This is a genomic window from Caulobacter sp. FV2ps19 (assembly GCF_058681035.1).
On the sequence record NZ_CM178729.1, the window covers coordinates 1,214,528 to 1,234,720 of the forward strand.

Here is a 20,193-nt window from a genome sequence, read left to right on the forward strand (position 1 = left end):
CGATGCGAGCGCGCTGGCTCTCGGCCAGTCCTGTACCGCGCCTCTGTTGGTGAAAGTCAGCGATGATATCTTCGCCCATCGAGACTCTCGGCCGTCAGCGCAAGCTGATGCGATTGCGCGCCCGGCGTTCGATGCGCACGGCGGCTGTCGTGGCCGCCGCCGTCGCGGCGGGCGCCGCCGCGGTGGGGTTCGCCAAGCTCTGTGACGCGGCCATGTCCACGCATGAGCGTCTGGTCGCGTGGATGCCCTGGCTGGGTCCGGTGCTGCTGGTCATCGGCATGCCCCTGTGCGTGGCCCTGATGCGGCGCCTGGCGCCGGCGGCGGCGGGCAGCGGCATTCCCCAGGTGATCGCCGCCGGCGAGATCGGTCGCGGCCGGGATCGCAGCGGTGAAAAGATCCATGACGAGCGGGTCTCCATCCGAACCGCCCTGGTCAAGATCTTCCTGGCGGCCCTGCTGCTGGTCTGCGGCGGATCGATTGGTCGCGAGGGGCCGACGGTCCAGGTGGTCGCGGCCATAATGGTGTTCCTGACCGGCTGGCTGCGCGGTGGCCCGGCCCGGCGCACCCTGCTGGTGGCGGGGGGCGCGGCGGGCGTTTCGGCCGCTTTCAACACGCCGATCGCCGGCATCGTCTTCGCGGTCGAAGAACTGGCGCGCGGCTTTGACAAGCGCGCCAACACCGTCGTGATCCTGGCCGTGGTTTCGGCCGGTGTGGCGGCCTATGCCCTGGGCGGCAACTACGCCTATTTCGGCAACATGTCGGGCGCGGCCGGCTGGAACGCCTGGATCAGCGCCGCGATGATCGGCGTTGTCTCGGGACTGGCCGGTGGCCTGTTCTCCCGTCTGATGGTGGCGGTGCTGGTGGGTGAAAACCCGGTTCGCCGCTGGAAGGACGCCCGCCCGATCCGCTTCGCCCTGATCTGCGGCCTCGTGGCGGCGGCCGCGGCGATCCTCAGCGGTGGCGTGACCTATGGCGCCGGCTATGCCGAGGCCAAGTCGCTGCTGTTTGGTCACTATGCTTCGGGTTGGGGACTGGCGGCCGGCAAGTGGGTGGCGACCCTGTCGGCGGCGGCGAGCGGCGCCCCGGGCGGCATCTTCGCCCCCTCCCTGGCCACCGGCGCCGGGCTGGGCGCGCTGTTTGCGCATGTGGCGCCTTGGGCGGGTGAGCGCGAGGCGGTGACCCTGGGCATGGCGGGCTATCTGTCCGGCGTCGTCCAGGCGCCCCTGACCAGCGCCATCATCCTGATGGAGATGACCCGCGATCCGGGTCTTGTCGGTCCGCTGCTGCTGTGCTCGGTGATCGCGCGCCGCTGCTCGGAGGCGATCTCGCCCACGCCGCTCTACCACGCCCTGACCCGCGCCTGGACCCGCCCACGCAGACGCGCCACCGAGGCCGCCGCGACGGGGGGCGCGTCTGGCGTCGCCGGAGAGTCTGTCAAATGAGGTTCAAGGTTCTGGCGCGCTAACGGGGTGTCGCCCGCGCCGCGATCGCCGTGAGCGTTCCGCTACCTCGCCAACGCCCGCTCCACCGCCGCCAGAGCATGCAGCTTTGTCGTGTCGAACACCGGCGCGGCGCTGTCTTCCTGGCTAACCAGCAGCATGATCTCGGTGCAGCCCAGGATCACCGCCTGCACCCCGCGGTCGACCAGCCGGGCGATCACGTCGCGATAGACCTCGCGCGAGGCGTCCAGCACCTGACCGGCCACCAGCTCGCGATAGATGATGTCATGCACCGCCTTGCGGTCGTCGGCCCCGGGGACCAGCACGTCCAGGCCGTGACGCTTCTCCAACCGGCCGCGATAGAAGTCGTGCTCCATCGTGAAGGCGGTGCCCAGCAGGCCGACCTTTGAGAAGCCGGCGGCCTTGATCGCTTCGGCGGTGGGGTCGGCGATATGCAGCAGGGGGATCTGGACCGCCGCCTCGATGGCGTCGGCCTCGCGGTGCATGGTGTTGGTGCACAGCACCAGGAAATCGGCGCCGCCGGCCTCCAGCGCCCGGGCGGCGTCGGCCAGGCGGCGCGAGAGTTCCGGCCATCGACCGGCGTGCTGCAGGGCCTCGATCTCGGCAAAGTCGAACGACCACATCAGGGTGCGGGCCGAGGCCACGCCGCCCAGCCGTTCCCGCACGGCCTCATTGATCAGCCGGTAGTACTGGGCCGAGCTTTCCCAGCTCAGGCCGCCGATCAGGCCGATGATCGCTTGCTGGGTCATGGGAGGCTCCTCGGATTTGTCCTTCTCCCCTTGCGGGAGAAGGTGGCGGCCGTAGGCCGGCGGATGAGGGGTTGATAAGCCTGTCGGAGAGGCTCGCGCGACCCCTCACCCGGCCCTTCGGGCCACCCTCTCCCGCAAGGGGAGAGGGGAAAGTTCAGTCCTTCAGCGGTCGCAGGCGGTTCACGTGGCCCATCTTGCGGCCGGGGCGGGCCTCGCCCTTGCCATAGAGGTGCAGGCGGGTCTCGGCCTCGCCGGCCAGCTTCTTCCAGGCCTCGACCTCGGCGCCCAGCAGGTTGGTCATTTCCACATGGGCGTGCGGCTGGGTGGGGCCCAGAGGCCAGCCGGCCACGGCGCGGATATGCTGCTCGAACTGGTCGACCTCGCAGCCGTCCTGGGTCCAGTGGCCGGTATTGTGGACGCGCGGGGCGAACTCGTTGACCAGCAGCTTGCCGTCGGCCAGCTCGAACAGTTCCACCCCGATCACGCCCACATAGTCCAGGGCCGTGAGGATCTTGAGGGCGATGGTCTCGGCCTGGTCGCGGGTGGCCGCAGTGACCTTGGCCGGGGCGACCGTGCGCTTGAGGACGCCGCCCTCGTGGTGATTTTCCGCCAGCGGATAGCAGGCGATCTCGCCGTCGCGGCCGCGGGCGGCGATCACCGAAAGCTCGCGCCCGAAGTCGGCCGGGGCCTCCAGGATGGCGGCCTGCCGGCCGATCTTGTCGAACGAGGCTTCGGCGTCGTTGGCGCGCTGGATCCAGGCCTGACCCTTGCCGTCATAGCCTTCGCGGCGGGTCTTGAGCAGCGAGGGCGCGCCGATCCTGGCGACGGCGGCGGCCAGGGTCTCGGCGTCTTTCACGGCGGCGAAGGCCACGGTGGGCACGCCGATTTCGGCCAGAAAGCTCTTTTCGATCACCCGATCCTGGGCGGCGGCCAGGGCCTTGGCGCCCGGCGAGACCACGGCCCCCAGGGCGGTCAGTTCGGCGACGGTGTCGGCCGGAACGTTTTCGAACTCATAGGTGATGACGTCGCAGGCCTCGGCCAGGCGCTTGAGCGCCCAGCGATCGTCATAGGCCGCGACGATCTGGCGGGCCGCGACCCGGCCGGCGGGGCTGTTTTCCTCGGGATCCAGGATCACCACGTCAAAGCCCAGCCGCGCGGCGGCCAGGGCCAGCATGCGGCCCAGCTGGCCGCCGCCCAGGATGCCGAGGGTCGAGCCCGGCAGCAGGGGGCCGGACAGCGCTGGAGAGTTGGCGTCGCCCATGCCTAGTCCTCGACGCTTTCGGCGACGCTGTCGGTCATGGCCTGACGGAAGACGGCCAGGCGCTGGGCGAGGGCGGGATCGGAAAGGGCCAGGATCTGGGCGGCCAGCAGGCCGGCGTTCTTGGCTCCCGCCTCGCCGATGGCCAGGGTGGCGACGGGAATGCCGCCGGGCATCTGGACGATGGAGAGCAGGCTATCCAGTCCGCTGAGGGTCTTGGACTGCACCGGCACGCCCAGCACCGGCAGGTTGGTCATGGCCGCGGCCATGCCCGGCAGATGGGCGGCGCCGCCGGCCCCGGCGATGATCACCTTGAAGCCCTGATCCTGGGCGCCGGTGGCGAAGTCGTACAGGCGCTGCGGCGTGCGGTGGGCCGAGATCACCTTGGCCTCATAGGCCACGCCCAGGCTGGCCAGGGCGTCGGCCGCCCCCTTCAGGGTGGGCCAGTCGGAGCGGCTGCCCATGATGATGGCGACGGGCGGCGTGGTCGCATTTGGCATCGGCGTCGAGGTCCCTTGAAGTCGGCGCGCGGGGCTCGCCGGCGAGGGCGAGGTTTGAAGCCGCCCGGTATGCGCGTGGATCACGCGAGCGCAAGTCCAAAACGCTTTGCACGCCCCGGAATGAGGCGCCGCAACGTCCGGGCCTGCGGCCAAAGCGCGAGCCGATTGCGTCGAACCGCGTTCCCGTTAACACTTGGCCAAGCTGTGCAAGAAACGATTCCCCAGGTCATGAAGATTTCCGGCGCCCGGACCGAACCCTTCGCCGCCATCCGCAAGCGCGCCCTGGCCCGGGCCGGCGCGCAGGTGGCGCATCGCGAGATCGCCTCGCCGGACAGCGCGGCGTTTCTGGGCCTTGGCGAGGCGGACCTGACGCCGCAGGTGCAGGAAGCCCTGTCGACCCTGATGACCGAGATCGACGACCTGCGGGCCGAGGTCTCGCGGCTGAAGCTGCGGCTCAACGAGGCCCAGGGCCTGGCCGATCAGGACGTTCTGACCCCGGTTCTGAACCGCCGCGCCTTCCTGCGCGAGATCAAGCGCGTGGCGGCCTTCGCCCAGCGTTACGGCTCGCCCGCCAGCCTGGTGTTCTTCGATCTCGACGGCTTCAAGACCGTTAATGACCGCTTTGGCCACGCGGCGGGCGACGCGGCGTTGCAGGCCGTGGCGCGCCGTCTGTTGGCCAATGTTCGGGAAAGCGACGTTGTCGGACGGATGGGCGGCGACGAGTTCGCCGTCTTGTTGGCCCAGGCCGACAAGGAAACCGCCCTGTCCAAGGCCGCCAGCCTGGCCGCTGCGGTTCAGGACACCCCCGTCGAATTTGGCGAATGGTCGGCGCCGCTGCACATTTCCTGGGGCGTGCGCGAGATCGAGCCGGGCTCTGATCCCGAGGCCGCCCTGGCCGAAGCCGACGCCGCGATGTTCGTCCGCAAGCGCCGCCGGACCATAAACATCTGATCTGACGGTTATTTAGAAGTTTGGAGGCGGTCTCTTTTCAGGAGGGAGGGCCTCTAAAGCATCGTGCGGAAAAGTGGACGCCGGTTTTCCGCAAAAACGATGCGAAAACAAAAACCTAGAGCATCGTGCGGAAAAGTGGACGCCGGTTTTCCGCAAAAACGATGCGAAAACAAAAACCTAGAGCAAGGCGCGTGAGTCCGATTTCACGCGCTTTGCTCTAGGCTGTAGCGTCCCTCAACGCATCCCTGAGTCTTGCGACGTTTTGCGCAGAGACTCATAACGGGCCCACGCTCTAAATCTTTAACGGTCAGGTAAGGAATACCGTCTGGACTGCTCCAGATGTGTGGGGGCCGAAGATGCAGCGTATTCTGGTTGCGGAAGATGATCCCATACTGGCGATGATCTACGAGATCACGCTGAGCGAGGCGGGGTTCGAGGTGCTGGTGTGCCGGGATGGCGTCGAGGCGCTGGACGCCCTGGACGGGTTCGCGCCGGATCTGGTGATCACCGACTTTTACATGCCGCGTATGACGGGCGGAGAGCTGATCCGCGCGGTTCGTGAGCGCCGCGGCGCCCTGACCGCCACCCTGCTGGCCTCGGCGATCGATCCCTGGCGTTTGCGCGCCGACGAACGCGCCGACGCCCGTCTTGAAAAGCCGATTACACCGGCCCGGCTGCTGAGTGGCGTCAGGGCCCTGGAAGCCCTACACGCCGCCTGACTCCGGGCTCGGCGTCAGGCGATAATGTCGGGCATCAGCATGTCTTCGAGACGGCCGATCTTGTCCCTCAACGCCAGCTTCTTCTTCTTCAGGCGTGCGATCTGCAGCATGTCGGGCTGAGGGCGCTCTTCCAGCGCCTGAACAGCGGCGTCCAGATCCTGGTGCTCTTCGCGCAGGATCGACAGCCGACGCTCGATCGCCATGTCGGATTCGTCCGAGGGATCGTCGTCATTGATCGACGGTTCATCGGTCATGGAGGGTTCCCTTCGGCCGGCCCGCGATCCTGATAGATAGCAAAGGCTGCCGACCCGTAAAGAGGGTCACGATAAGGCGCCGGCCAGCCGTTCCAAAGCGGAACGCCGTGGCGGGTCGCCGGAGGCGGCGGCGGCCTCGACGAGGCTTTCCAGAACGTCCCTGGGCGCAGCCGGGGGACCGGTCAGGGCTTCCAGGCTTTCCAGCAGCACCCGCTCGCCGCGCAGCTCGACGGCCTTGACCGCCTCGCGCAGGTCTTCGCGGGCGCTGTCGGCGATATCCGGGCTGCTGGGCTTGAGCGCGCGGCGTACGCCACGCAGCGGCGCCCCGATCTCGGCGTCCCAGCGGCGCATCAGCAGGGCGCCGGCCTTGGCGTCGACCGCGCGGCCCTCGCCCGCCGCCCAGGCGGCCCACAGCAGATAGGGCACGTTCTGGCCGTGACCGTCCTGCAGGTTCAGGCAGGCGTCCGCGACATCCTGTCGCGCATAGACTTCCAAGGCCCAGTCCCAGAGCTTCATGGCGTTAACCTTCACCCGTTTCGGCGCTCTTGTCGGTGATCGACGCGATGTCCTCGCCCCAGCGTTTCACGGGCCGCCAGTTGAGGTCGAACAGGTCCAGCACCCGGCCCACCGACTGGTCGACCATGTCGGCGATCGTCTCGGGCTTGGCGTAGAAGGCCGGCAGGGGCGGGGCGATCACCGCGCCCATCTCGGCCAGCCTGGTCAGGGTGCGCAGATGACCCAGATGCAGCGGCGTTTCCCGCACCATCAGGGCCAGGGTCCTGCGCTCCTTGAGCACCACGTCAGCGGCGCGGGTCAGTAGCGAAGACGTTACGCCGCTGGCGATTTCGCTCATGGTCCGCACCGAGCACGGGGCGATGATCATGCCCAGCGTGCGGAAGGAGCCTGAGGCGATGGCGGCGCCCACATCCGAGGCGCGATGCACCACATCTGCCTTGGCATTGACCTGCGCGATGGAAAGATCGGTCTCCTGCGACAGGGTCAGGACCGCCGATTTCGACATCACCAGATGGCTTTCGACATCCAGATCGCGACAGGCGTCCAGGGCCCGCAGACCATAGACCACGCCCGAAGCGCCTGAAATTCCGATGATCAGTCTTGGGCGATCGCGGGTTTTCGAAGGGTCAGGCATGGTGAATCTTCGTCCGTCATGGGAGCAAGTCGCGCGAGGTCAAGCGCCACTACGTGCAACGATATGTGATCTGACAGCCGGACGCACCGGGTGTTCACTCTTCTCGTCAACAGCAAGGAGCCGACAGCCATGGCCATCGAATCCCGTATCCGCGAACTGGGGTCCCGTCACGAGACGCTTGATCGCTCGATCCAGGAGGAGACCAAGCGTCCCGCGAGCGACGCTGCGCGACTTACGGAGCTCAAACGGCGAAAACTGAAGCTGAAGGAGGAGATCGAGGGTCTTCGATCTCGACTGCACTGACTCAGCCCTGATTTAGAGAACATGATACGGCCGCTTCCATCGGGAAGCGGCCGTTTTCATAAGTACAGCGGCTTTCGAGGCGTCTAGTCCTCGTCGTCCTCGTCCTCGTCGTCGGCCACATAGGTCGACTTGCCGAACACGTCTTCGGCCTTCGGCTCGGCGCGCGACTTGCGGTAATCGGCTTCTTCGTCTTCCTCGGGCGTTTCGACGACGCCGGTCTCGGACGCGGGGCGCAGGGTCGGATCCTCGGGCAGGATGCCCTTCTTCAGATCGTCCTTGGCCTTCTTCTCGGCGGCCTTCTTGACCAGGGCGTCCAGCTCGAGCTGGCCGATCAGGCCCAGGGTCACGGGATCGACCGGCTTGATATTGGCCGCGTTCCAGTGCGTGCGGTGGCGCACTTGGTCGATGGTCGACTTGGTGGTGCCCAGCAGCTTGGAGATCTGGGCGTCGGTCACCTCGGGGTGGTGACGCAGGAACCAGGCGATGGCGTCCGGACGATCCTGACGGCGCGACACCGGGGTGTAGCGCGGGGCCTTCTTCTGCGGCTTCAGCAGTTCAGCGTGGCGGCTGACCTGGGCCTTCATGCGATAGGCGTCGTTGGCTTGCGCCTTGTCCAGCTCTTCGCGGGTCAGCTGGCCGTTGCCGATCGGATCGGCGCCGCGGATGTCGCGCGCCACTTCGCCGTCGGCGATGCCGCGCACTTCCAGCGGGTGCAGATTACAGAAATCGGCGATCTGCTCGAAGCTCAGCGACGTGTTGTCCACGAGCCAGACGGCCGTCGCCTTGGGCATCAGGATGTCGGACATGCGGTCCTCCAGAAATGACGGCGCCCGGCCTTTCGGCCGGGCGGGATGATCAGCGGCGACGTATAATCTGGTTCCGTGGAAAAGGGAACGGGGGATGCAGGGGAAGTCGCCGCCAGGCCCGCGACGCGGACCCGGCGGCTCATCCGGGATCGGGTCTAGAACTGCATATTGGCGCCGATGAACACGGTGCGGCCGCTGGTGGTGTAGTTCCACAGGCGGTGAGCGCCGGCTTGGCCGAAACCGTTGTTGAAGCTGTTGACCTGTTCCTCGCGCTCGTCCGACAGGTTGACGGCGTCCAGCGACAGGCGGATCCGCGGGGTCAGCTGATAGAAGGCCGCCGCGTCGATATAGGTGGTGGCGTTGAAGGCTCCGCTGTCGATCGTGTAGTCCGAGCGATAGTTCGACGAGATCCGCCCGCCCCACTTGGCCGTTTCGTAATAGAGCGTGACGTTGTGGTTCAGGTCGGACATCCCGTAGATCGCCCCCTTCTGGTTCTTGCCGTTGACGAGGTTGGTCGTCTCGGAATCGATGAAGGTGACATTGGCGACTATGCCCAGGTTCTTCAGCGGGCCGGGCAGGAAGAAGAAGTCGCTCTGGGCGCTCAGCTCCACGCCGGTCAGCTTGGCGTCGTTGAGATTCACCGAGCGGGTATAGGACGCCACGTTGGTTGAGCCGGTGACGCCCGGATACAGGCCCTCGGCCAGACCGGTGCTGGCATAGCTGACATTGGTGGTGGTTTGGGTGCTGACCAGACCGTCGATGTTCTTGTGGAAGACGCCGGCCGTCAGCATGCCGACACTGCCGAAGTACCACTCGGCCGCCAGATCGAACTCGTCGGAGGTGTAGGGGTCAAGATTGGGGTTGCCGGTCGACACCGTCACCGTCGAGCCGTCCACGCTGATCGAGCCGTTCATGGCATAGGCGCCCAGCGACGGGCGGTTGATGTTCTGGGCGGCGGCGGCGCGGATCTGCACCTTGTCCGACAGTTCCAGCACGGCGTTGAAGGCCGGCAGGACGCCGGAATAGGTCTTCTTGGCCGTGGTGGGGGTGTTGACGCCCTTGACCGCCATGACGCCCGACGAGGTCAGTTCGGTGCTGTAGCTGCGCAGGCCCGCATTGCCGCGCAACGGCTTGCCAAACAGGGTGGTCTTCCAGTCCAGCTGGGCGTAGCCGGCGGTGGTGTCTTCCTTGACCTCATAGATCCCCTTGGGCGCGCCCAGGGTGCGGGTGACGCCGTAGTGGGCCAGGGCCTTGTCCCAGTCGACGATCAGCCAGGACTGGTCATCATGCTGGCTGAAGATCTTGTAGTAGCTGTCGACATGGTCATCGAGCGTGCCCTTTTCCCAGGCCGACTTGTTGAGGTCGTCTGTCGCCTGCTGGTAGCCGGAGTTGCTGAAGCCGCGATAGGACAGGCCGGCCTTCAGGGTCAGGTCGTCATTGAACGCATAGGCCCCGTTGAATTCGGCGTTCTTCAGCTCGGTGGTCTGATAGGTGGCCGAGAAGTCGATCTCGTGGGCGCGGTAATTGTTGGGATCGGTGGTGTTCCACTTGTAGGTGTTGTGCGCGCTGTCGCCGCGATAGTCGGTGATCAGGCCGCCGAACGCCTCGGTATAGAACTTGTCCGAGATCGGGATATCGTAGTCCGAGGTCTCCTGGCCGATATGGCCGTCCAGGGTCAGCTTGTCGGAGACCTGCCATTCGCCGGTCAGCACGACCTGATCGAAGGTGTTCTCGGTCTGCTGGCGGCGGGTCTCGGTGGCGAACACCGTATTGTCGACATCGGCGTAGATGATCGAATTGTACTGGTCGTACTGGATCGAGTTGAGCACGGAGGCGGCCGTGACGACGCCCGAGTGGGGCACCGTGCCGCCCAGAACGGTCGAGCCGACGCTGGCGCGGGTGGCCAGATGGTTTTCGCTGCGGTCGTTGGTGAACTTGCCGTGCAGCGCGTCGAGCGTGACGGTGACGTTCTCGACCGGGCGCCATTGCACGGCTGTCGTGACCCCCAGGCGCTCCTGGTCCGAACCCCAGACCGACAGGCGGTTGCCGCGCTGGAAGATCAGCTCGCCGTTCATGGCCTTGGCCTGATCCGCCGCGCTCAGCTTGACCACATTGGCGGCCAGGGCCTTCTGGGTGCCGGCGCCGTAGGTGTTGTAGCCCTGCTCTTCGGTCTGGCGCTTGGAATAGGCCACCGACACCAGGACGCCGAACTTGTCGTCCCAGTTCTTGCTGAACATCGCCGCGCCGCGCGGCTGGAAGTCCTTGGTGGACGAATTGGTGCCGCCCTGGAAGGACAGGGCCACTTTCTGGCCCGCATAGTCGAACGGCTTGGCGGTGTAGAGGCCCACCGTGCCGGCCATGCCGCCTTCGTCCTGCTCGGCCGAGAAAGACTTGCGCACGTCGACCTTCGAGAACAGTTCCGAGGCGAAGATGTTGAAGTCGAACGCGCGGTCGCGCGAGGTCTGGCCGCGGCTGTCCATCGGCGAGTCGACATTGCCCAGCACTTCCATGCCGTTCAGCTGGACGCGGGTGAAGTCGGGGCCCAGGCCGCGCAAGCTGACCCGGCGGCCTTCGCCGCCTTCGCGGTTGATGGCCACGCCCGGCAGGCGTTGCAGCGACTCGGCCAGGTTCAGGTCGGGGAACTTGGCCATGTCTTCGGCGACGATCGAGTCGGCGACGATGGCGGAGTCTTTCTTCAAGGCCCGGGCGGCGCCCAGCGACTTGCGAAAGCCGTTGACGACCACGGCGTCAACGGCGTCGGCTGAAGCCTCGGCGGGCGCGGCGACATCGGCGGCGTGGGCCGCGCTGGCGAACATGGCCAAGGCGATAGCGGTCGACGCGGCGCTCATGACGAGCGCCTTTCTGGTGGATGACATGTAGGTCCCCTGCACTGTCGCCGGAAGGACAGGCCCCAGCTGGGCGTCCGGCGGATGCTCGGGCGTTAGCGGCCTTTCGTGACTGCACCCACTCGGATCGATAACGGCTCGATGACAGCGAAGCTGTCCGATGGTCGAAAAAAGTTCTGCGCAAGCGGAGCCATACGCCGCCGGGCGCGTTTGACTGTCGAATAGGGGAACTTGGCCATGACGGAACAGACCTTGAACACGACCTTTGAACGCGAGCTTGTCGGCCTGATTCCGCATCTGCGCGCCTTTGGTCGCTCGCTTTGCGGCAGCGCCGCCCAGGGTGATGATCTGGCCCAGGACGCTCTGGCCAAGGCCCTGGCTTCACGCGAGTCCTTTCAACCGGGCACCAACATGAAGGCCTGGACCTTCATGATCCTGCGCAATGTCTTCTATTCCGAAAAGCGACGCTCCTGGCGCAGCTGCGAGCTCGACCCCGAGGTCGCCGAGCGCACCCTGGTGTCAGTGTCCAACCCCACGGCGGCTCTGGAGCTCGACGAGGTTCGCCGCGCGATGGACATGCTGCCGGCCGACCAGCGTGAAGCGCTGATCCTGATCGGCGCGGCCGGCATGTCCTATGAAGAAGTCAGCCTCGTCACCGGCGCCGCCCTGGGCACGATCAAGAGCCGGGTCAGCCGGGCCCGCGATCGCCTGGCCCTGATCCTGGCCGAGGGCCATATCTCTGAGGACCATCAGCCGGCCCATGCGGCCATGGGCTCGATCTTCCAGCAGATCGATGAGTATCGACTCGCCCGTTGCGCCTGACAGATCCACGGCGATAGGGAAGGGTAGTTGAGGGGCCGTGCGGTCGGGGCCGTGCGAACAGTATCGGGGCCAGAGGTCGTTGGGGCGTCCACAACAAACATCCGTTGATCGGCGGATCGTCGGCTTCGATGAGCCGCATCATGCCGCGTGAGCCGTTTCAGCCGCCGGCCGGCTGGCGCACGTCCAGTGAGGGCATGGCCCGTCTCTTTCAGGCGACTGACTGGGCGGCGACGAAACTGGGGCCCGTCGAAACCTGGTCACCCAGTCTGCAACTGGCCGTCGACATTATTCTGGCGTCCGCCTTTCCCATGGCGCTGCGTTGGGGGCCGGATTTCGTCCTGCTCTACAATGACGGCTATCGGCCGTTCCTGGGCGAGAAACATCCGGCGGCTCTGGGTCAACCCGCCGCCGAGGTGTGGTCGGAGGTCTGGGGTCAGATCGAGCCGGCGCACGTCGCGATTCTGACGCGCAAGGCCCCCTCGATTTTCGCCGAGGACATGCTGATGCGGATCCAGCGCCACGGTGCGCGCTGGGAGGATGCGCGCTTCACGCTCGGCTACAGCCCCATCTATGATCCGATGGCGCCCACCGGGGTGGGCGGCATCTTTGTGACCGCGGTGGAGACCACGGACCGTGTCGCGGCCCAGGCCAAACTCGCGGCCAGCGAAGCGGAGTTCCGCTCCTTCGCCCAGGCGGTTCCCAACCACGTGTGGGCCGCCTCGGCCGAGGGCGACCTGCACTGGTTCAATGACCGGGTCTATGAATACAGCGGTGTCGAGGTCGGAACCCTCGACGGCGTGGGCTGGATCCAGATGGTTCATCCCGAGGATCGGGACGAGGCCGGCGGTCGCTGGGAAATGGCCCTGGCTTCAAGCGAGGTCTATCAGGTCGAGTTTCGTCTCAAGCGCGCCGATGGCCTTTACCGGTGGCATATCGCCCGCGCCGTCCCGACGCGCGACGTCGACGGCAAGATTGTGCGCTGGATCGGCACCAATACCGACATCGAGGATCAGAAGGTCACGGCCGCCGCCCTCGCGACGTTGAACGCCACCCTGGAGCAAAGGGTCGCCGAGCAGGCCGCCGAGCGCGATCGCCTGTGGCAAACCTCGCAGGACCTGCTCACCGTGCTGGATGGCGAGGGCGTGTTGCGCGCCGCCAATCCGGCCTGGCTTTCGGTGCTGGGCTGGCGGCCCGATCAGGTGGTCGGTCGCTCCTATCTCGATTTCATCCATCCGGACGACCATCAGGCCGGCCAGCTCGCCCTGGGCCAGGCCCTGGATCGCCCGCTGCCGGCCTTTGAGTGTCGCTGCTTGACCCAGGATGGACAGGTCCGCTGGATCGACTGGGCCGCCGCGCCCGAGAAGGATCGCGTCTACGCCACCGGCCGAGACGTCACAGCCGCGAAACTGGCCGAGGCGGAACTGGCCGCCGTTCAGGACGCCCTGCGCCAGAGCCAGAAGATGGAGGCGGTCGGCCAGCTGACGGGCGGGATCGCCCACGACTTCAACAACATGCTGGCGGTGGTCGTCGGGTCGCTGGATCTGCTGTCACGCCGCCTGTCGGGCGGCGACGCCCGCGCCCAGCGCTATCTGGACGCGGCGGGCGACGGCGCGCGCCGCGCCGCCCTTCTGACCCAGAGACTGCTGGCCTTCTCCCGTCAGCAGCCGTTGCAACCCAAGCCGATCGACGCCAATCGCCTGGTGGCGGGGATGTCGGATCTGCTGCGCCATTCGATCGGCGCGGATATCCGGCTTGAGACCGTCTTGGCGGGCGGGCTGTGGATCACCGCCGCCGATCCCAATCAGCTCGAGAACGTCATTCTCAACCTGGCGGTCAATGCCCGTGACGCCATGCCCGACGGCGGGCGGCTGACCATCGAGACCCAGAACGCCCATCTCGACGAGCGCTACGCCGCGGCCCATCTGGGCCTGGCGGCGGGCCAGTACGTGCTGATCGCCGTCACCGACACCGGCGGCGGCATGCCGACCGAGGTCATCGAGAAGGCGTTCGATCCGTTCTTCACGACCAAGGCGGTGGGCAAGGGCACAGGGCTGGGGCTCAGCCAGGTCTATGGCTTCGTCAAGCAGTCGGGCGGCCATGTGAAGATCTATTCCGAGCCCGGGGTTGGCACGACTCTCAAGATCTATCTGCCCAGGCTGCACGGCGCCGATTCCGTCGACGCCGTGGAGGGCGCCGCCCCGGCCCTGGCGATGGGCGACAATCGCGAGCTCATTCTCGTCGTCGAGGACGAGCCCGCGGTGCGCCAGTTCAGCCTCGACGCCCTGGACGAGCTCGGCTACCGGACCCTTGAGGCCGACAGCGCCGCCGCCGCCCTTCGCCTGATCGAGGCTCATCCGGAGATTGTGCTGCTGTTCACCGACGTGGTGATGCCCGAGGTCAACGGCGCCCGGCTGGCCGAAGAGGTTCGGCGACGGCGACCCGACATCAAGGTGCTGTTCACCACCGGCTATACCCGCAACGCCGTGGTCCATAACGGCGTGCTGGACGTGGGCGTCGAGCTGATCGGCAAGCCCTTCACCCTCGAGGCCCTGGCCGCCAAGCTGCGCGCGGTGCTGGAAGCCGCCGCGACATAGGGCCAGAGGCCCGTCAGGCGACCAGCACCACCTTGCCCACATGCTCGCCCGCTTCCAGGTGCGCATGGGCCTTGGCGGCGTCCGCCAGCGGGAAGGTGGCGTCGATGATCGGCTTGATCTTTCCCGCCGCGATCCACGGCCAGACGACGCGCTCGATCTCGCCGGCCAGGCGGGCCTTCTCGTCGGCCGAGCGCGGGCGCAGGGTCGAGCCGGTGATCACCGCGCGTTTCTGCATGATCGCCATCACCGGCACGTCCAGCACCGGCCCCGCGAGGGCGGCGATATAGACGATGCGGCCGCCGGTGTTGAGGGCGTGCAGGTTCTTGTCGAAATAGCTGGCCCCGACCATGTCCAGCACCACATCGACGCCGCCGGCCGCCCGGGCGATCTCGGCGAAGTCCTCGGTCTTGGCGTCGACGGCGATGTCGGCGCCCAGGGCCAGAGCCTGGGCCTTCTTGTCGGCGCCGCGGCCGGTGGCGATGACCCTGGCCCCCGCCGCCTTGGCCATGGTGATCGCCGTTGTCCCGATCCCGGACGTTGCGCCATGGATCAGCAGGGTCTCGCCCGCCTTCAGCGCGCCATGCTCGAACACATTCGCGTAGACGGTGAAAACCGTCTCGGGCAGGGCGGCGGCGTGGACCATGTCGAAGCCGTCGGGGATCGGCAGGGCGTGGCGGGCGTCGACCACGGCATATTGCGCATAGCCGCCGCCGCCCAGCAGGGCGCAGACCTTGTCGCCGATGGCCCAGCGGGCCGCGCCCTCGCCAAGGGCGACCACCTCGCCGGCGACTTCCAGGCCCAGGGTGGCGGGCGCGCCGGGCGGCGGCGGATAATATCCCAGGCGCTGCAGCAGATCGGGCCGGTTGACGCCGGCGGCGGCCACCTTGATCAGGATCTGACCGGGTCCAGGAACGGGACGGTCAAGCTGGGCGGCGATCAGGGCCTGGGCCGGTCCCTTGCCGCCCTCAATGGCGATCGCGGTCATGGTGTCCGACATGTTGGGTTTCCTCAGGCTTGCCTTGCGGCCTTGGTAGGCGTCTCATGAAGGATCGAAAAGGGTCATTCACAAGTCGTGGGAGCCAGCCGATGTTCGAGGAACCTGTTGAGGCGCGTGCTTTCAATCGTGGCGCTCTGACCGAGACGATCCACGAGGATCTGGAGATCTATGGCGTCGCCGAGCTGGAGGAGCGAATTGAGGCCCTGCAGGCTGAAATTCTCCGCACGCGGGCGTTTCTGGACAAGAAACGCGCCGGCCGCGACGCGGCCAATGCGCTGTTTGGTCGCCTCGACTAGCAATTCATTTACCGTAAGCACGGTCTAAGGCGGTAAGCCGCCTGGGCTCTGAGCGTATCGAGGTTCGAGGGGGTGGGTCGCGAAACGGGACGACGCCTGTTGGCACGAGGGTTGCAGCCTCGATCCCAGGCGAGACGTTCTCGCGGCCTTTCGAAGGGGCATTGAGTACCTATGACCGATTTGAGCGTTTCCCCAGCGGCGCCTTGGCGCGCGGGTGTCATCCAGGACTTCGCGAAGTCGGAGCTGTTTGACCGTACGTTCGACGAAGGGATGCTGCTGGTCGAAGAGACCGCCGGCTATCTCGACGGCGCCGGTCGCCATGACAGCAAGATCCTGTCGCGCAACGCCGCCCTGGCCTACGCCACCGAAAGCATGCGCCTGACCACCCGCCTGATGCAGGTGGCCTCGTGGCTGCTGGTGCAGCGCGCGGTGCGCGAAGGCGAGATGGCCGCCGAGGCCGCCTGCGCCGAAAACTATCGTCTGGCCGAAGAGATCGCGGTGGTCGGCGCGGCGATCGAGGAACTGCCCTACGGCCTGGTCAATCTGCTGCAGCGGTCCGAGCGGCTGTACGAGCGCGTGCGTCACCTGGACAAGCGCATGTATGTCGAAGTCGCCGCCGAGGACGCCCCGCGTCCCGTCCAGGCCCAGTTTGACCGCCTGACGGCGGCGTTCGGCGGGTAAAGCCCATCCATCATCGCAACAAAAAGCCCGCCCTCAGCAGAGGGCGGGCTTTTTTGTGGTCGAACCACCAGACACAGAAAAAGCCGGCCCGCGAACGCGGAGCCGGCTTTTCGTCGCCCTTGCGGCGAGAAGCGCTTATTTCTTGGTGAAGCCCGCGAACTTGGCGTTGAAGCGCGAGACGCGGCCGCCACGGTCCATCAGGTGAGCGTTGCCGCCGGTCCAGGCCGGGTGCACGCGCGGATCGATGTCCAGCACCAGGGTCGAGCCTTCTTTGCCGAAGGTCGAACGGGTCTGATAGCTGGTGCCATCGGTCATGGTGACGGTGATGAAGTGATAGTCGGGGTGAATGTCTTGTTTCATCGGGCGGTCCAACCGACTTGAGGCGGCGTGAAAGTTGGTGAGCGGACTCCCTTGCGGGTGGCCCTCGAAGAGGCGCGGCTATAAAGAACGCCAGCGAATTTGGCAAGGGACAGTTGATGACCGACGTGAACGGCGGCGAGATTTCGGTCGAGGGACGCCCCGGCGCCGGGGCCGAATTGGTCCAGGGCATGGCGGATGCGGCGGCCCGCAGACCCCGCCGCAAGGATATCCGCCCCCTGGCCCATCTGCTGCCGTTCGTGCGCGCCCATATCGGCGACGCCCTGGCGGCCGGCTTCTTCCTGCTGTTCTCGACCAGCGCCACCCTGGGGCTGACGGCGGCCTTCAAGGGCGTTGTCGACAAGGGATTCACGACCGGCGCCGCCTCGGCCATCAACGGCGCCTTCATCGGCCTGGGCGCGGTCGCCCTGGTGCTGGCCGTCGCCACCTCGCTGCGGTTCTTCTTCGTCACCCGGCTGGGCGAGCGCGTGGTCGCCGACCTGCGGCGGGCCCTCTATGGCCACACTCTGAGCCTGGACCCGGCCTATTTCCTGAAAACCCGCACCGGTGAGGTTCTGTCGCGCCTGACCACCGACGTGACCATCATCGAGACCCTGGTGGGCACCTCGGCCTCGGTGGCGCTGCGCAACAGCCTCAGCCTGCTGGGCGGCCTGGGCTATATGGCGGTGGTCAGCCCCAAACTGGCCGGGTTCATCGTGCTGATGGTGCCGGTGGTGCTGGCCCCGATGTTCCTGCTGGGCCGCCGGGTCCGCAAGCTGTCGGTGACGGCCCAGGACAAGTTCGCCGACGCGGTGGGCTATGCCGGCGAAAGCCTGGACGCCCTGGACACCGTTCAGGCCTTTGGTCGCGAAAAGGCCTCGACCGACCGGTTCGGCCTGGCGGTCGAAGCCGCCTACAAGGCGTCGGTGCGGCGCATCAGCGCCCGGGCCGGCATGACCGCCGTGGTCATCGTTCTGGCCTTCGGCGGCATCACCCTCCTGCTGTGGTCGGGTGCGCATCTGGTGCTGTCGGGCGAGATGACCGCCGGCACCCTGGCCCAGTTCGCCCTGCTGGCCATCATGACCGCCGGTTCGGTCGGCGCCCTGGGCGAGGTCTGGGGCGACGTGCAGAAAGCGGCCGGCGCGATGGAGCGCATCTCCGAACTGCTCAATTCCCGTCCCGGCATCGCCGCGCCGGACCATCCCAAGACCCTGCCGTCGCCGGCCACCGGCGCCATCGCCTTCGAGAACGTCACCTTCGCCTATCCGGGGCGCCCGGACCTGACGGCGCTGCACGGCTTTGATTTGACCGTCAGGCCTGGAGAGACCGTCGCCCTGGTCGGCCCCTCGGGGGCGGGCAAGAGCACCGTCCTGCGCCTCCTGCTGCGCTTCTATGACCCTCAGGAGGGCGTCATCCGCCTGGACGGCGTGGATCTGCGCGACGCCGACCCGGCGCAGGTGCGCGCGCGCATGGCCCTGGTGGCCCAGGACTCGCCGCTGTTCTCGGGCTCGGCCCTGGACAATATCCGCTTTGGCCGCGAGGACGCCACCGAGCAGGAGGCCCGCGACGCCGCCCAGGCCGCCCAGGCCACGGGCTTCATCGAGGCCCTGCCGGAAGGCTTCGCCACGCCGGTCGGCGAGCGGGCCAAGACCCTGTCGGGCGGCCAGCGCCAGCGCCTGGCCATCGCCCGGGCCCTGGTGCGCCAGGCCCCGATCCTGCTGCTGGACGAGGCCACCAGCGCCCTGGACGCCGAGAACGAGCGCCTGGTCCAGCAGGCCCTGCACGCGGCCATGAGCGGCCGCACCACCCTGGTCATCGCCCACCGCCTGGCCACCGTGCTCAAGGCCGACCGCATCGTGGTGATGGAGAACGGCCGCGTGGTCGAGCAGGGCACCCACACCGAACTCTCGGCCAAGGGCGGGCTCTATTCGCGCCTGGCGCGGCTGCAGTTCGGGGTGGAGGCGGCCTGATCCGCCTTCTCCCCTTGCGGGAGAAGGTGGCCGCGATAGCGGCCGGATGAGGGGTCTAACGTCAGCGCAGCCGCGATAGGGTCGTCGACGATTGAGCGACCCCTCATCCGTCGACCTGCGGTCGCCACCTTCTCCCGCAAGGGGAGAAGGGCTTCGCCGCCTATTTCAGCAGATCCGCCGGCGTCGTCGGCTCGCTGATCACCGCTTCCATCGCCGTCCAGCGGGCGGTCTGGCTCGGGCCCGCGCGCTCCACATGGGCGCGCACCCTGTCCTGGCCCAGATTGTAGTTGATGATGTAGCTGCGATAGGTCTCGATGAAGCTCAGGCGCTTCTCGGCCCGGGCCTTCGAGCTGAGACCGTATTTGGCCAGGGCCGCGACGGCGGCGGGCTTGTCCATCCGGCCTGACAGATAGGCGTCGGCGATGGTGTTCTCGGCCCCGGCCAGATCGGCCTTGGCGGTCATCAGGGCGTCATAGGCCCCGGCCGTGGCCGGATCCAGGCCGGCCAGCGGATAGAGCTGCTCGCGCTCGAACTTGACCTTTTCGGCCCCCGGGAAGGCCAGGCTGATGCCGTAATTGGCCGAGCCCTCGGCGATCAGCGATTGCGGCGAGAACAGCGGATAGACGGAAAACTCCACCCAGCCCCTGGCCTTGGTCAGCTTCTCTTCCAGCAGGGCGTTGAGCACATGGTGGCCCGGATAGCCCTCGTGGCAGCCCAGATCGAGGGCGCGGCTGATATAGATCGGCAGGTCGGTATTGATCTGGATCAGGCTGTGGGCCCCGCCCTGATACCAGTTATAGCCGCTCCAGGGCTTGCCGGTGACGAAGGACAGGTCGAACTTCTCGCCCGGGGGCAGGGCGATATGGGCCTGGGTCCTGGCCTTGCAGGCCGCGATGCCGGCCTTCATCACCGCGTCCAGTCTGTCGGTCGGGATGACATACCTGGCCTGGAAGGCGTCGACGCGGGCGGCCAGGTCGCCGTCGCCCGGAACCAGCTTGTCCAGGCGCGCGAGGATCGGATCATAGCTGTCCAGCGGCTGCAGCGGCGGGCGGACGCCAAACAGGCCCTCGGCCTCGTCCTGGAAGCTGAACGTCTGGCCGTCCAGCATGGCCAGGCGGGTTTCGGCGGCCTTCAGCTGGCCCAGCAGGAAGGTCTTGCGGCGGCGTTCATCTGCGCTCAGCGACGCATTGTCGACGGCCTGGGTGGCGGCATACAGACGGATGGCCTCGGCCTTCAGGGCCGGCACGGCGCGCGGATGGGCCTTGGCGGCCTCAGCCCAGGCCTTGGGACCGTAATAGGCGTCGACATAGCCAGGCTCACGCTCGCCCGCCTCCAGGGTCAGGGCCACGAAGGCCTGGGCGATGACGTCCAGCCTGGGTCCCCCCACGGAAGCGGCGAGGGCGGGGGCCGAGGCCCCCAGCAGCAGAGCGGCGGCCAAGCCGGCCAGACGGGTGATCATGAAGCGCCTCGGGGATCTGGA

Annotated in this window: 20 protein-coding genes; 9 read left to right on the forward strand and 11 right to left on the reverse strand. The window is 67.2% G+C overall.

The genetic code is table 11. From position 1 onward, the window contains the following. Positions 1–62: 62 nt before the first annotated feature. Positions 63–1,442, forward strand: coding sequence for a chloride channel protein (locus ACW18B_RS05875; RefSeq protein ID WP_492050338.1), 1,380 nt, complete (start codon positions 63–65; stop codon positions 1,440–1,442). A 62-nt stretch (positions 1,443–1,504) separates the two neighbouring features. Here the strand turns inward: ACW18B_RS05875 and ACW18B_RS05880 are convergent, their stop codons facing one another. The 3 genes from ACW18B_RS05880 to purE all read right to left on the reverse strand — a co-directional run bounded on the left by ACW18B_RS05880 (position 1,505) and on the right by purE (position 3,967). Beyond that, positions 1,505–2,209, reverse strand: a complete 705-nt coding sequence (locus ACW18B_RS05880) for an aspartate/glutamate racemase family protein (protein WP_492050339.1) — start codon at positions 2,207–2,209, stop codon at positions 1,505–1,507. Positions 2,210–2,363: 154 nt separating this feature from the next. After that, entirely contained in the window at positions 2,364–3,470 is a 1,107-nt protein-coding gene (locus tag ACW18B_RS05885; protein WP_492050341.1) for a 5-(carboxyamino)imidazole ribonucleotide synthase, read from the reverse strand. Positions 3,471–3,472: 2 nt separating this feature from the next. Next, positions 3,473–3,967 carry a 5-(carboxyamino)imidazole ribonucleotide mutase gene (purE, locus tag ACW18B_RS05890; RefSeq protein WP_492050343.1) on the reverse strand — a complete coding sequence of 165 codons (495 nt, stop codon included), beginning with the start codon at positions 3,965–3,967 and terminating at the stop codon, positions 3,473–3,475. Between the two features lie 228 nt (positions 3,968–4,195). On the opposite strand from purE, the gene ACW18B_RS05895 reads away from it, so the two are divergent. Further along, entirely contained in the window at positions 4,196–4,918 is a 723-nt protein-coding gene (locus ACW18B_RS05895) for a GGDEF domain-containing protein (protein ID WP_492050344.1), read from the forward strand. 356 nt (positions 4,919–5,274) lie between these two features. Continuing rightward, complete coding sequence (locus tag ACW18B_RS05900; RefSeq protein ID WP_492050346.1) at positions 5,275–5,637, forward strand: response regulator; 363 nt, start codon at positions 5,275–5,277, stop codon at positions 5,635–5,637. 14 nt (positions 5,638–5,651) lie between these two features. Here the strand turns inward: ACW18B_RS05900 and ACW18B_RS05905 are convergent, their stop codons facing one another. The 3 genes from ACW18B_RS05905 to ACW18B_RS05915 form a co-directional block, all read right to left on the reverse strand. Next, positions 5,652–5,873 (reverse strand): YdcH family protein, encoded by a 222-nt coding sequence (locus tag ACW18B_RS05905; RefSeq protein ID WP_492051624.1) that lies wholly within the window; start codon positions 5,871–5,873, stop codon positions 5,652–5,654. A gap of 84 nt (positions 5,874–5,957) precedes the next feature. Beyond that, positions 5,958–6,407, reverse strand: coding sequence for a TIGR02444 family protein (locus ACW18B_RS05910; protein WP_492050348.1), 450 nt, complete (start codon positions 6,405–6,407; stop codon positions 5,958–5,960). A gap of 4 nt (positions 6,408–6,411) precedes the next feature. Further along, positions 6,412–7,041, reverse strand: a complete 630-nt coding sequence (locus tag ACW18B_RS05915; RefSeq protein WP_492050350.1) for a UbiX family flavin prenyltransferase — start codon at positions 7,039–7,041, stop codon at positions 6,412–6,414. Positions 7,042–7,170: 129 nt separating this feature from the next. Between ACW18B_RS05915 and ACW18B_RS05920 the strand changes: the two genes are divergently transcribed. Beyond that, positions 7,171–7,344 (forward strand): YdcH family protein, encoded by a 174-nt coding sequence (locus tag ACW18B_RS05920; protein ID WP_492050351.1) that lies wholly within the window; start codon positions 7,171–7,173, stop codon positions 7,342–7,344. Between the two features lie 83 nt (positions 7,345–7,427). Here ACW18B_RS05920 and ACW18B_RS05925 read toward each other — a convergent pair whose 3' ends face one another. Further along, the gene (locus ACW18B_RS05925) at positions 7,428–8,150 is read right to left on the reverse strand and encodes a DUF1013 domain-containing protein (protein WP_492050352.1); all 723 of its coding nucleotides are present in this window, start codon (positions 8,148–8,150) and stop codon (positions 7,428–7,430) included. Between the two features lie 155 nt (positions 8,151–8,305). Continuing rightward, complete coding sequence (locus ACW18B_RS05930) at positions 8,306–11,026, reverse strand: TonB-dependent receptor (protein WP_492050354.1); 2,721 nt, start codon at positions 11,024–11,026, stop codon at positions 8,306–8,308. A 207-nt stretch (positions 11,027–11,233) separates the two neighbouring features. On the opposite strand from ACW18B_RS05930, the gene ACW18B_RS05935 reads away from it, so the two are divergent. Both ACW18B_RS05935 and ACW18B_RS05940 read left to right on the forward strand, forming a co-directional pair. Then, complete coding sequence (locus tag ACW18B_RS05935) at positions 11,234–11,818, forward strand: sigma-70 family RNA polymerase sigma factor (protein ID WP_492050356.1); 585 nt, start codon at positions 11,234–11,236, stop codon at positions 11,816–11,818. A 128-nt stretch (positions 11,819–11,946) separates the two neighbouring features. Further along, on the forward strand, positions 11,947–14,412 hold the full coding sequence (locus tag ACW18B_RS05940) for a PAS domain-containing protein (RefSeq protein WP_492050358.1): 2,466 nt from the start codon (positions 11,947–11,949) through the stop codon (positions 14,410–14,412). Between the two features lie 13 nt (positions 14,413–14,425). Here the strand turns inward: ACW18B_RS05940 and ACW18B_RS05945 are convergent, their stop codons facing one another. After that, on the reverse strand, positions 14,426–15,409 hold the full coding sequence (locus ACW18B_RS05945; RefSeq protein WP_492050360.1) for an NAD(P)H-quinone oxidoreductase: 984 nt from the start codon (positions 15,407–15,409) through the stop codon (positions 14,426–14,428). A gap of 89 nt (positions 15,410–15,498) precedes the next feature. On the opposite strand from ACW18B_RS05945, the gene ACW18B_RS05950 reads away from it, so the two are divergent. Both ACW18B_RS05950 and rcdA read left to right on the forward strand, forming a co-directional pair. Continuing rightward, a complete protein-coding gene (locus ACW18B_RS05950; protein ID WP_492050361.1) occupies positions 15,499–15,705 on the forward strand; it encodes a DUF1192 domain-containing protein in 207 nt (68 codons plus the stop codon). A 171-nt stretch (positions 15,706–15,876) separates the two neighbouring features. Then, positions 15,877–16,386 carry a protease adaptor protein RcdA gene (gene rcdA, locus ACW18B_RS05955; protein ID WP_492050362.1) on the forward strand — a complete coding sequence of 170 codons (510 nt, stop codon included), beginning with the start codon at positions 15,877–15,879 and terminating at the stop codon, positions 16,384–16,386. Positions 16,387–16,521: 135 nt separating this feature from the next. Here rcdA and rpmE read toward each other — a convergent pair whose 3' ends face one another. Next, on the reverse strand, positions 16,522–16,746 hold the full coding sequence (rpmE, locus tag ACW18B_RS05960; protein ID WP_492050363.1) for a 50S ribosomal protein L31: 225 nt from the start codon (positions 16,744–16,746) through the stop codon (positions 16,522–16,524). Between the two features lie 113 nt (positions 16,747–16,859). Here rpmE and ACW18B_RS05965 point away from each other — a divergent pair, with 113 nt between their 5' ends. Beyond that, positions 16,860–18,713 (forward strand): ABC transporter transmembrane domain-containing protein, encoded by a 1,854-nt coding sequence (locus ACW18B_RS05965; protein ID WP_492050365.1) that lies wholly within the window; start codon positions 16,860–16,862, stop codon positions 18,711–18,713. A gap of 160 nt (positions 18,714–18,873) precedes the next feature. Here ACW18B_RS05965 and ACW18B_RS05970 read toward each other — a convergent pair whose 3' ends face one another. Beyond that, the gene (locus tag ACW18B_RS05970; RefSeq protein ID WP_492050367.1) at positions 18,874–20,172 is read right to left on the reverse strand and encodes a hypothetical protein; all 1,299 of its coding nucleotides are present in this window, start codon (positions 20,170–20,172) and stop codon (positions 18,874–18,876) included. Positions 20,173–20,193: the final 21 nt, after the last annotated feature.

Coding starts and splice junctions, on each gene's coding strand:
- ACW18B_RS05915 (WP_492050350.1), bottom strand. CDS start 7,041: ATGCCTGACCCTTCGAAAACCCGCGATCGCCCAAGACTGATCATCGGA.
- ACW18B_RS05880 (WP_492050339.1), bottom strand. CDS start 2,209: ATGACCCAGCAAGCGATCATCGGCCTGATCGGCGGCCTGAGCTGGGAA.
- ACW18B_RS05950 (WP_492050361.1), top strand. CDS start 15,499: ATGTTCGAGGAACCTGTTGAGGCGCGTGCTTTCAATCGTGGCGCTCTG.
- ACW18B_RS05895 (WP_492050344.1), top strand. CDS start 4,196: ATGAAGATTTCCGGCGCCCGGACCGAACCCTTCGCCGCCATCCGCAAG.
- rcdA (WP_492050362.1), top strand. CDS start 15,877: ATGACCGATTTGAGCGTTTCCCCAGCGGCGCCTTGGCGCGCGGGTGTC.
- ACW18B_RS05910 (WP_492050348.1), bottom strand. CDS start 6,407: ATGAAGCTCTGGGACTGGGCCTTGGAAGTCTATGCGCGACAGGATGTC.
- purE (WP_492050343.1), bottom strand. CDS start 3,967: ATGCCAAATGCGACCACGCCGCCCGTCGCCATCATCATGGGCAGCCGC.
- ACW18B_RS05885 (WP_492050341.1), bottom strand. CDS start 3,470: ATGGGCGACGCCAACTCTCCAGCGCTGTCCGGCCCCCTGCTGCCGGGC.
- ACW18B_RS05875 (WP_492050338.1), top strand. CDS start 63: ATGATATCTTCGCCCATCGAGACTCTCGGCCGTCAGCGCAAGCTGATG.
- ACW18B_RS05925 (WP_492050352.1), bottom strand. CDS start 8,150: ATGTCCGACATCCTGATGCCCAAGGCGACGGCCGTCTGGCTCGTGGAC.
- ACW18B_RS05935 (WP_492050356.1), top strand. CDS start 11,234: ATGACGGAACAGACCTTGAACACGACCTTTGAACGCGAGCTTGTCGGC.
- ACW18B_RS05900 (WP_492050346.1), top strand. CDS start 5,275: ATGCAGCGTATTCTGGTTGCGGAAGATGATCCCATACTGGCGATGATC.
- ACW18B_RS05945 (WP_492050360.1), bottom strand. CDS start 15,409: ATGTCGGACACCATGACCGCGATCGCCATTGAGGGCGGCAAGGGACCG.
- ACW18B_RS05920 (WP_492050351.1), top strand. CDS start 7,171: ATGGCCATCGAATCCCGTATCCGCGAACTGGGGTCCCGTCACGAGACG.
- rpmE (WP_492050363.1), bottom strand. CDS start 16,746: ATGAAACAAGACATTCACCCCGACTATCACTTCATCACCGTCACCATG.
- ACW18B_RS05940 (WP_492050358.1), top strand. CDS start 11,947: ATGAGCCGCATCATGCCGCGTGAGCCGTTTCAGCCGCCGGCCGGCTGG.
- ACW18B_RS05970 (WP_492050367.1), bottom strand. CDS start 20,172: ATGATCACCCGTCTGGCCGGCTTGGCCGCCGCTCTGCTGCTGGGGGCC.
- ACW18B_RS05930 (WP_492050354.1), bottom strand. CDS start 11,026: ATGTCATCCACCAGAAAGGCGCTCGTCATGAGCGCCGCGTCGACCGCT.